Annotated in this window: 8 protein-coding genes; 1 reads left to right on the top strand and 7 read right to left on the bottom strand. The window is 70.0% G+C overall.

The features are described from left to right. Positions 1 to 386: 386 nt before the first annotated feature. From mmsB to D9R12_RS10585, 5 genes are all read right to left on the bottom strand, one after another. Complete coding sequence (mmsB, locus tag D9R12_RS10605; protein WP_014159753.1) at positions 387 to 1280, bottom strand: 3-hydroxyisobutyrate dehydrogenase; 894 nt, start codon at positions 1278 to 1280, stop codon at positions 387 to 389. Between the two features lie 92 nt (positions 1281 to 1372). Further along, the gene (locus D9R12_RS10600) at positions 1373 to 2521 is read right to left on the bottom strand and encodes an enoyl-CoA hydratase/isomerase family protein (protein ID WP_122230350.1); all 1149 of its coding nucleotides are present in this window, start codon (positions 2519 to 2521) and stop codon (positions 1373 to 1375) included. Continuing rightward, on the bottom strand, positions 2518 to 3312 hold the full coding sequence (locus D9R12_RS10595; protein ID WP_014159751.1) for an enoyl-CoA hydratase: 795 nt from the start codon (positions 3310 to 3312) through the stop codon (positions 2518 to 2520). The genes D9R12_RS10600 and D9R12_RS10595 overlap by 4 nt, the downstream gene beginning before the upstream one ends. Continuing rightward, positions 3309 to 4490: an acyl-CoA dehydrogenase family protein gene (locus D9R12_RS10590; RefSeq protein ID WP_122230348.1), complete on the bottom strand. Its 1182-nt coding sequence runs from the start codon at positions 4488 to 4490 to the stop codon at positions 3309 to 3311. The genes D9R12_RS10595 and D9R12_RS10590 overlap by 4 nt, the downstream gene beginning before the upstream one ends. A 37-nt stretch (positions 4491 to 4527) precedes the next feature. Then, positions 4528 to 6033 (bottom strand): CoA-acylating methylmalonate-semialdehyde dehydrogenase, encoded by a 1506-nt coding sequence (locus tag D9R12_RS10585; protein WP_014159749.1) that lies wholly within the window; start codon positions 6031 to 6033, stop codon positions 4528 to 4530. Positions 6034 to 6155: 122 nt separating this feature from the next. Between D9R12_RS10585 and D9R12_RS10580 the strand changes: the two genes are divergently transcribed. Next, on the top strand, positions 6156 to 7532 hold the full coding sequence (locus tag D9R12_RS10580; protein ID WP_122230346.1) for a helix-turn-helix domain-containing protein: 1377 nt from the start codon (positions 6156 to 6158) through the stop codon (positions 7530 to 7532). Between the two features lie 123 nt (positions 7533 to 7655). Here the strand turns inward: D9R12_RS10580 and D9R12_RS10575 are convergent, their stop codons facing one another. Both D9R12_RS10575 and D9R12_RS10570 read right to left on the bottom strand, forming a co-directional pair. Further along, positions 7656 to 8954 (bottom strand): MgtC/SapB family protein, encoded by a 1299-nt coding sequence (locus D9R12_RS10575; RefSeq protein WP_244919641.1) that lies wholly within the window; start codon positions 8952 to 8954, stop codon positions 7656 to 7658. A gap of 122 nt (positions 8955 to 9076) precedes the next feature. After that, positions 9077 to 9853 (bottom strand): SDR family oxidoreductase, encoded by a 777-nt coding sequence (locus D9R12_RS10570; protein WP_122230378.1) that lies wholly within the window; start codon positions 9851 to 9853, stop codon positions 9077 to 9079. Positions 9854 to 9909: the final 56 nt, after the last annotated feature.

Below are 9909 nucleotides of genomic sequence, written 5' to 3'. Positions count from 1 at the left end.
GGAGAGAGCCGCCTCGATCCTGCCCACGCTTGTGAAGTTCGAGCTTGAGCTCGTTCAACTGTTCGGGCTAGGGACGAGGTCGATGTGCGGCGGCCCGGGCTCCTACACGTGCTTGGCAACACTGCGCCCCATCGGCCTGCCGCACATCGCTCTCCACCCAAACTCTAGACCTTCGCGCAGACACAAGCGCACCGCAGGGGCGCGATGGGGCTTCCCCGGCAAGGCATCGTCACCGAGGCCGGCTGCGCGGCACCCTGACGGCGGTCGTGCGGCCCAGCGCCGCCGAGCTTTTCTCCCCGTAGGAGCGCACCGCAGGGGCGCGATGGGCCTCGCCGGGAAAGCCTCATCGCGCCCCTGCGGTGCGCTCCTACCCCCCCCTCGGTTGCTCAGCCGAGCTTGTCGGTCACCAGCTGCACGACGCTGGAAAAATCCAGCCCGCCGCGGCCGGCCTGCTTGTTCATCGCGTAGAGGTTGCGGGCCACCTCGCCCAGCGGGATCGTCGCGCCCACCGCCAGCGCCGCTTCCACGGCCAACCCCAGGTCCTTGAGCATCAGGTCGTTGCCGAAGCCGCCCTGGTAGCCGCGCGAGGCAGGTGCATTCTCCAGCACGCCCGGCCACGGGTTGCAGACCTCGGTGGCCCAGCTGCGCCCGGTGCTGACGGCCATCATCTGCGAAAGCACCTTGGGATCCAGTCCGTGGGCCACGCCCAGGCTGATCGCCTCGCCGGTCACGGCCATGATCACGCCCAGGGCCATGTTGTTGCACAGCTTGGCCACCTGACCGGCGCCGCTGGCGCCGACGTGGAAGATGTTCTTGCCCATCGCCTGCAGGATCGGCCGGGCACGCTCCACCGCAGCCTGCTCGCCACCGACGATGAAGGTCAGGGTGCCGGCCTGCGCACCGGCCGTACCGCCGGACACCGGCGCATCGAGCATCGCCAGGCCGCGCGCGCCGGCTGCCTGGGCCACCTTGCGTGCACTGGCCGGGGCGATGGTGCTGCAGTCGATCACCAGCGCGCCGTCGGGGACCTGCCCCAGGATTCCCTCTTCGCCCAGGTACAGGCCTTCCACGTGCTTGCTGGCCGGCAGCATCGAGATCACGGCCTCGGCACCCTCCAGCGTCTGCGCGGCCGAGGTGGCCGGCAGCGCGCCGGCGGCCTGCGCGGCCTGCAGTGCGGCCGGGACCAGATCGAACACGCGCAGGCTGTGGCCGGCCTTGACCAGGTTGGCGGCCATCGGCCCGCCCATGTTGCCCAGACCGATGAAAGCGATACGGCTCATGTGGTTGTCCTCCGAAGGTGTGGATGCGTGTGGGCGCGGCACTTGGCCGCGGCGGCTTTCCGCAGGAAAGGCACCGCGGGGATGCGCCGCCCCTACGACAGGTCGGCCAGCGGATGCGCCGACTCGGGCCAGGGCGAAACGAAGAAGGCCTCGGCCCAGCGCGCGTCGGCCTGGGCCAGGGTGGCGGGGTTCCAGTGCGGGCTGCGGTCCTTGTCGATCAGCAGCGCGCGGATGCCCTCGGCGAAGTCGCCATGCGCGGCCACGTGCAGGGCCACGATGTACTCCAGGCGGAAGGTCTGCGCCAGGGTGAGGTCGGCGGCGCGGTGCTGCAGTTCCCAGGACAGCCGCGCCGAACCCGGAGCACCGCCAGCCAGCGTGGCCTGGGCGGCCTGCAGCCAGGCATCGTCGGTCTGCAGCGCGGCGATGGCCGCGACCACCTGTTCCAGCGCGCCGGCGTAGCTGAGCTTGGCGATGGTGTCGGCGTGGGCCTGCAGCGGGCCGGCGGCCGGCGCCTGGGCAAAGCCCTGCAGCAGCGCGCTGAGTGCGTCGCGGTCGGCTTCGCCCTGGCCCTGCCAGCGCAGGGCGACCAGCGCGTCCAGCACCGCCTGCTGCTGCGCGCTGTCGATGCACACATCGGCCAGGCCGGCGTAGATCGCATCGCCGGCATTGAGCGGCGCTCCGGTCAGGGCCAGGAACAATCCGCCGCCACGCGGCACGCGCGCCAGCAGCCAGCTGCCGCCGACATCGGGGAACAGGCCGATGCCGATCTCCGGCATCGCCAGCTTGGAGCGCTCGGTCACCACCCGATGGCTGGCGCCGGACATCAGGCCGATGCCGCCACCCATGACGATGCCGTGGCCCCAGCACAGCAGCGGCTTGGGATAGGTATGGATGAAATGGTCGAGGCGATATTCCTCTTCGAAGAACGCCGCCGCGTAGGTGTTGGAGGTGATGTCGGTGCTGCCGCGCTCGCGGTACTCGCGCATGCTGCGATACAGCGCGTGCAGGTCACCGCCGGCACAGAAGGCCTTCTCGCCCGCGCCCTGCAGCACCACGCAGGCGATGGCGGCATCGTCGGCCCAGCGCCGCAGCTGCGCGTCCAGCAGGCGCGCCATCTCCAGCGACAGCCCATTGAGCGTCTTGGGCGCATTGAGCGTGGCGATGCCGATGCACTTGCCTTCCACACCTTCGCGCGTTTCGAACAGGACCGGGGCCTGGGCGGCAGCAGTGACCTGGCTCATGCGTTGGTCCACTGCGGCGCACGCTTCTCCAGGAAGGCATTGACGCCTTCGGCCTGGTCGGCGGTGTCGAACAGATCGACGAAGGCCTCGCGTTCGGCCACCAGCGCGCTGGCGAAGCTGCCGCTGCGGGTGGCCTGGATCAGCGCCTTGCACGCGGCCACGCTGGTCGGGCTCTGCTTGCCGGCCCGGTGCGCCCATTCGATCGCACGCGCCAGACCTTCGCCCTTGGGTGCCAGCTCCTCGACCAGGCCGATGCGCAGCGCGGTGGCCGCGTCCACGCGCTCGCCCAGCAGGATCATGCGCTTGGCCCAGCCCTCGCCGACCAGCCGCGGCAGCGCCTGGGTCCCTCCTGCGCAGGGCAGCAGGCCGACGGCCGCTTCGGGAAGGGCCAGTTGCGCGTGCTCCTCGGCGATGCGCAGGTCGCAGGCCAGCGCGCATTCCAGCCCGCCGCCCATCGCATAGCCGTTGATCGCCGCGATCGACACGCCACGGAACGCGGCCAATGCCTCGAACGCCTCGCCGAAGCGCCGGGCCGCCTCGCGCGCGGCGGCCTTGTCGCCGGAGGCGAACTGCTTCAGGTCGGCGCCGGCAGAAAAGAACTTTTCGCCTTCACCGGTGACCACCAGCGCATAGATCTGGCGGTCGGCATTGAGCGCCCCGACCAGATCGCGCAGCGCGGCAAGGCTGTGCACCGTCCAGGTATTGGCCGGCGGGTTGGCCAGGGTGAGGATGGCGATGTGGCCGTCGGCCTGGATCTTCAGGCCGGGATAGGAGTCGTCGCGCCAGCTCATCGCAGGGCCTCGTCGCTGGCCAGCAGGTGACGGGAGATGATCACGCGCATGATCTCGTTGGTGCCTTCCAGGATCTGGTGCACGCGGCAGTCGCGCAGCAGGCGCTCGACCGGATATTCGCGGATGTAGCCGTAGCCGCCATGCAGCTGCAGCGCATCGTTGCAGATCGAGAAGCCTGCGTCGGTGGCGAAGCGCTTGGCCATCGCGCACCATACGGTGGCATCGCCGGCATTTGCGTCCAGCTTGCGCGCGGCGGTGTGCACCATCTGCCGGGCGGCGACCAGCTCGGTGGCCATGTCGGCCAGCTTGAACTGCAGCGCCTGGAACTCACCGAGCTTCTTGCCGAACTGGCTGCGCTCGCCCAGGTAGCGGCGTGCGGCATCCAGCGCGCCCTGGGCCGCACCCAGCGAACATGCGGCGATGTTGATGCGGCCGCCGTCCAGCGCTTTCATCGCCAGCTTGAAGCCATCGCCTTCGCTGCCGAGCAGATTGGCTGCCGGGACGCGCACGCCATCGAAGGTGATGCTGCGGGTGGGCTGGCTGTTCCAGCCCATTTTTTCTTCCTTGCGGCCGTAGGTGATGCCCTTGGCATCGGCCGGCACGACGAAGGCACTGATGCCACGTGCGCCCGCCTGGCCGGTGCGCGCCATCACCACCAGTACGTCGGTGGCGCCGGCACCGGAAATGAAGGCCTTGGCGCCATCGATCACATAGTCACCGCCATCGCGCACCGCGCGGGTCTTCAGCGAGGCCGCATCCGAGCCGGCGCCCGGTTCGGTCAGGCAGTACGAAGCCAGCTTCTGGCCGCTGGTCAGTCCACCACACCAGGCCTGGCGCACCTGCGCGGTGCCGTTGCTGGCGATCAGCCAGGTGGCCATGTTGTGGATGGTGATGAAGGCGGTGGTCGAGGGATCGACGCTGGCCAGCTCCTCGAACACCACCGCCGCATCCAGCCGCGGCAGGCCCAGGCCACCGGCCTCTTCCGGCGAGTACAGCCCGCAGAAGCCCAGCTCGCCGGCCTTGGCGATCGCCTCGCGCGGAAACACGCATTCGGCATCCCAGCGCGCGGCATGCGGCGCCAGCTCCTTGTCGGCGAAGTCGCGCGCGGCCTCGCGGAAGGCCTGCTGTTGTTCGGAAAGTTCGGCCGCGTCGTGCGGGAGCTTCATCACTGCGTTCATGGCACTGGCTCTTTTCGCGAAGGCTTCTGCGGCGGCGTTATTTGAGGCTGATGGTGGTATTGACGCCGTGGCTGAGGGTGTCGTCGTCGAACCAGCGCGCGGTGACCGTCTTGGTCTGGGTATAGAACAGCACCACCTGCTTGCCGTACGGGCCCAGGTCGCCCAGCTTGGAGCCGCGCGAGCCGGTGAAGGAGAACATCGGCACCGGCACCGGGATTGGCACGTTGATGCCGACCTGGCCCACGTCGATGTCTTCCTGGAACTTGCGTGCAGCCGCGCCGGACTGGGTGAACACCGCGGTGCCGTTGCCATTGGGATTGGCGTTGACCAGGGCGATGGCCTGTTCCAGCGTGTCCACCTCCAGGATGATCAGCACCGGCCCGAAGATCTCCTCGTCGTAGATGCGCATGCCCGGCTTGACCCCGGAGAAGATGGTCGGACCAACGAAGTTGCCCTTTTCGTAGCCTTCCACCTGCGGCTTGCGGCCGTCCAGTTCCAGCTTGGCACCCTCGTTGATGCCCGACTCGATCAGGCCCTCCACCCGGGCGCAGGCGGTGGTGGAGATCAGCGGGCCGACATCGATGCCCTTGGCATGGCCGGGGCCGACCTTGAGCGTGCTGGCCTTGGCCACCAGCTCCGGGATCCACTCGCGCGCCGCGCCGACCAGCACCATGGTGGAGGCGGCCATGCAGCGCTGGCCGGCTGCGCCGAACGCCGCGCCGGCCATCGCATTGAGGGTCTGCTCCTTGTTGGCATCGGGCAGCACGACGGCGTGGTTCTTGGCGCCCATCATGCATTGCACGCGCTTGCCGGCCAGCGAGGCGCGCTGGTAGACGTGGGTGCCGACCCGGGTCGAACCGACGAACGACACCGCCTTGATGTCGGGGTGGTCGCACAGCGCGTTGACCACCTCCTCGCCACCGTGGACGACGTTGAGCACGCCCTTGGGGATGCCCGCTTCCAGGGCCAGTTCGACCAAGCGCATGGTCACCATCGGGTCCTGCTCGGACGGCTTGAGGATGAAGGTGTTGCCGGTGGCGATGGCCATCGGGAACATCCACAGCGGGATCATGGCCGGGAAGTTGAACGGGGTGATGCCCGCACACACGCCCAGCGGCTGCAGCAAGGAGTAGGTGTCCACACCGTTGGCCACGTTGTTGGCCAGCTCGCCCAGCTGCAGGTTGCCGATGGCCGCGGCGTGCTCGACCACTTCCAGGCCGCGGAACACGTCACCCTCCGCATCGGGCAGGGTCTTGCCCTGCTCGGCGGTGAGGATCGCCGCCAGCTCGCCGATGTTTTCGCGGATCAGCTGCTGGTACTTGAGGAAGATGCGCGCGCGGGTCCCGATCGGGGTCTTGCGCCAGGTCTTGAAGGCCTCCCTGGCCGCGGCGACGGCCCGGTTCACCTCGTCCAGGGTGGCGAACGGGACCTGCCCCAGCACCTGCTGGGTGGCCGGATTGACGATGTCCTTCCAGGTGCCGGTGGTCGATTCGACGAAGGCACCGTCGATCAGCAGGGACATGCGCGGCAGTTCGGCGTTCATGGGGCAAACCTGGGAATGGCGAAGAAGTGAATTCGCATTTTTCACAAATGGCGCGCCGTCTTCAGCCAGCTTGCTGCTTAATCCGGCCAACACGACCGCATAATTATGCGAAGATTGCGAAGATGAGCCCCTCCCGCCGCCAGCAGTTCGGCCTACGCCTGCAGCGCCTGCGCCTGCGCCACGGCCTGACCCAGGCCCAGCTGGCCCAGGCGCTGGAGCTTTCGCCCAGCTATCTCAACCAGATCGAGCGCAACAAGCGCCCACTCACCCCGGCCGTGCAGCAACGCCTGCGCGCGGCGCTGGGCGATACCGCGGCGCTGTTCGACGAGGACGATCCGGCCGCGCTGGTCGATCCCTTGCACGACACCCTGCGGGCGCTGGGCCAGCCCGGCGTCAGCCCCACCGAGCTGCGCGCCCTGGCCGGCAACCTGCCGCAGGTGGCGCATGCGTTGCTGGACCTGCATCGCGCGCACCGCAGCCTGCGCGAACGCGCCGCCGCGCTGGAGCTGCAGGTCGGCAGCGATGCGGCCGCGCCGGCGCTGCTGCCGGCCGGCGACCAGGTGCGCGACTACTTCAACCGCCTGCGCAACCACATCCCGGAGCTGGACGAGCTGGCCGAACACCTGTTCGCCGAACTCGGCCTGGCGCCCGGCCACACCGCGCCGCGCCTGCGCCAGCGGCTGGCCGATCGCCATGGCGTGCTGGTGCAAGTCGATGGCGCCGCCGGCCATGGCAAGCGCGCCTTCGACGCGCCCGCGCGCGTGCTGCACCTGCCCGATTACCTGCGACCGGGGCAACAGGCGTTCCAGATGGCCGCCCAGCTGGTGCTGCTGGAGCACGCCGACCTGATCGCCGCGCTGACCGCGCGCGCCGGCTTCGACGATCCCGAGCGCATCGCGCTGGCGCGCATCGGCCTGTCCAATTATTTTGCCGGCGCGCTGGTGATGCCGTATGGCGAATTCCTGCGCAGCGCCGAGGACAGCCGCTACGACATCGCGTGGCTGGCGCACCGCTTCGGGGTGGGCTTCGAGGCGGTGTGCCACCGCCTGTCCACCCTGCAGCGCGAAGGCGCGCCCGGGCTGCCGTTCTTCTTCATGCGGGTGGACCGCGCCGGCAACGTGTCCAAGCGGCATTCCTCGACCGACTTCCACTTCTCCCAGGTCGGCGGTTCCTGCCCGCTGTGGATCGTGTACGAGGCCTTCAACCAGCCCGGGCGCGTGCTGACCCAGGTCGCCCGAATGCCCGATGGACGCCGGCATTTCTGGCTGGCCCGCCAGGTCAGCAGCGGCCCGGTCGGCCATGGCCAGCCGCGCAAGACCTTCGCCGTCACCCTGGGCTGCGAGCTGCGCCATGCCGACCGCCTGGTCTACGCCCGTGGCCTGGACCTCAGTCCGGACACCGCCGTGCCCATCGGCCCGGGCTGCAGGACGTGCGAGTGGAGCGATTGCCTGCAGCGCGCCTTTCCGGCGCTGCCGCAGCTGGCGGCGGTGGTGCGGTGAGCGCCGTGGTCCGAGGTCAGCCGGCGCGGTTGCCGCCGCCGGCCTGAGCAACGGGTCGGACTCCCTGCCGCCCAGGCCCAGGGCCGAATGCATCACAAGCGCTTGATCATGAAGGATGACCGATCATTGCCAGACCCGCTGCAGGGCCAGCACCCCGACAAAGGCCAGGGTGTGGGCGAGGATGCCCGGCGCCACCGCCAGCGCATAGCGCCAACCGCCGCTGGCCAGCGCCACCACACATTTGCTGCCCGCATGCACCAGCAGCGCCGCCATCAGGGCCGAGGCGATGGCCGGTGCCGCGGCGCTGTCCGGCCCACCCCGCACCAGCACCGCAGCGGTGGCGGCGTGCACATCGGCCAGCGCCGCCAGCATGGCGCCGACCAGCATGCCCGCATCGCCCTGCCACACTGTCAGCAACTGCACGCCGGCCTGGATGCCCGTGAGCAAGGCGGCAATGATCAAGGCATCGCGCAGCTTGAACATGGGCGTGTCCGGCCGCATGCCCGCAACGGCTTCGGCCCCGGACCCGGATACGCGCCGCTGCGCTGCGCTGCCGCGGCCGCCCCACCACCCGAGCGCCGCCGCCACGCACCCTCCCGCCAGGGCCGGCAGCCACAGCCGCGCCAGCCATTGCGGCTGCACCGTGGCGGCCACCACCACGATCTGGACCATGGTGGCCACGCACGACAGCAGGGCCGCCCCCGCATGGACGCGCGGCGCGGCCTGCCCGGCCCGCACCTCCATGCCCAGGCTGGCAATGGTGGCGGTGCTGGACACAAACCCCGACGCCAGCGCCGACAGCGCCGCGGCATGGCGCGCCTGCATCACCCGCCGGCCCACATGTGCCAGCGACTGGATCACCAGCAGCACGATGATCAGGCGCACCACCACCTGCGGGTTCAGCACCCCTTGCCACAGCGGCCTGTCGGGAACCAGCGGATACACCAGCAAGACCAGCGCGCCCAGAATGAGCCCGTCGCGCACCTCGCCCGGTTGCAGCCACTGGCGGGAAAACCGGTGCAACGGCTCGCGCAGCGCCAGCAACCCCGTCACCGCCACGGCCAGGGCGGCGGCCAGCAACGGGTCGCGCGCGCAGGTCACGCCAAGCAGGTAGGCCAGCAGCAGCGCGATTTCGGTGGTCACCCCCGGGTCGCCCGAGCGGTCCAGGGCATAGGCCACCACGGTCAGGGCCGCCACCAGTCCAGCCCCGACCACCACCAGGGCAGGCATGGCGGTCAGCGCGGCGGTGGCACCGGCGATGGAGACCAGGGTGAATGACCGGACCCCGGCCAAGGCCCGGTAAGGCCCGGTCCCCTTGCGGCGCTCGCGCTCGATCCCCATCAGCAAACCGCACCCGGCCGCGCTCGCCAACACGGCCAGCGCCGCAGCAAAACCGGCCAGATCCTGCATCGGCTCATGCACCTTTCATTTCAGTCCCGGCGGCAGGGTGACACACAGGTGATGGGCAGCCACCTTCGGCAAGCGTGCCGCCATGGATCGGCTGAAGGGCCGGTTCCAGGCGCAGGCACACCGCGCTGGCCGGCTCAGAACCCGAACCGGCCGAAGCCGCCGTCCACCGCGATGCATTCGCCGGTGAGGTAGCTGGCCGCCGGCAGACACAGGAAGGCGATGACGCTGGCGACTTCTTCCGCTGCGCCGATGCGCTGCAACGGGGTCCGCGCCAGCACCTGTTGGTAGTGGTCGGCGTCGGCCAGTGCGGCCGCGGTGCGCGCGGTGCCGATCGCCCACGGCGCCACGGCGTTGACCCGGATGCCGTGCTGCGCCCATTCGACCGCCAGGCTGCGGGTGAGCTGGTGCAGCGCGGCCTTGGCCATGCCATCGACCGTCTCGCCACGCACCGCGCGCAGGCCGCTGGCCGCACCGACATTGACGATGCTGCTGGCCGGATGCCGGGCCAGCAGCGGCTGCGCGTAGCGGCACAGTTCGAAGGCGGAAAACAGGCTGGTCTCGAACACCGCGCGCCAGGCGTCCTCGTCGAACTCCATCGCCTCACCGCGCTGGCTGGCGCCGACGGTGTTGACCAGGATGTGCAGGCCATCACCCTGGTCCTCGACCCAGTCCAGCAGCGCACGGCGTTCGTCGTCGTCGGCCACGTCGGCAGCGAAGCCTTCGATCATCCGCTCGGGGAACTGGTCGGTGAGTTCATCGCGCGCCGCTTCCAGCGCATCGGCCTGGCGCGCCACCAGCAGCACGTCGCCGCCCAGGGCAAGCAGTTCGCGCGCGGTGGCCAGGCCGATGCCGGCACTGGCGCCGGTGACCAGGGCCAGCTGTCCATCCAGGCGCCAGCGGGAAGCGGTCATGCGCATGCTCCTGTGGACTTCAGCGCACCAGCGCCATGCCGGGCGACGCGCGGCCC

Origin of the sequence: Pseudoxanthomonas spadix (genome assembly GCF_003703395.1) — a bacterium.
Taxonomy (GTDB): domain Bacteria; phylum Pseudomonadota; class Gammaproteobacteria; order Xanthomonadales; family Xanthomonadaceae; genus Pseudoxanthomonas_A; species Pseudoxanthomonas_A spadix.
The sequence above is the reverse complement of the archived record's forward strand: the minus strand, read 5'-3'. Positions and strand labels throughout refer to the sequence as shown.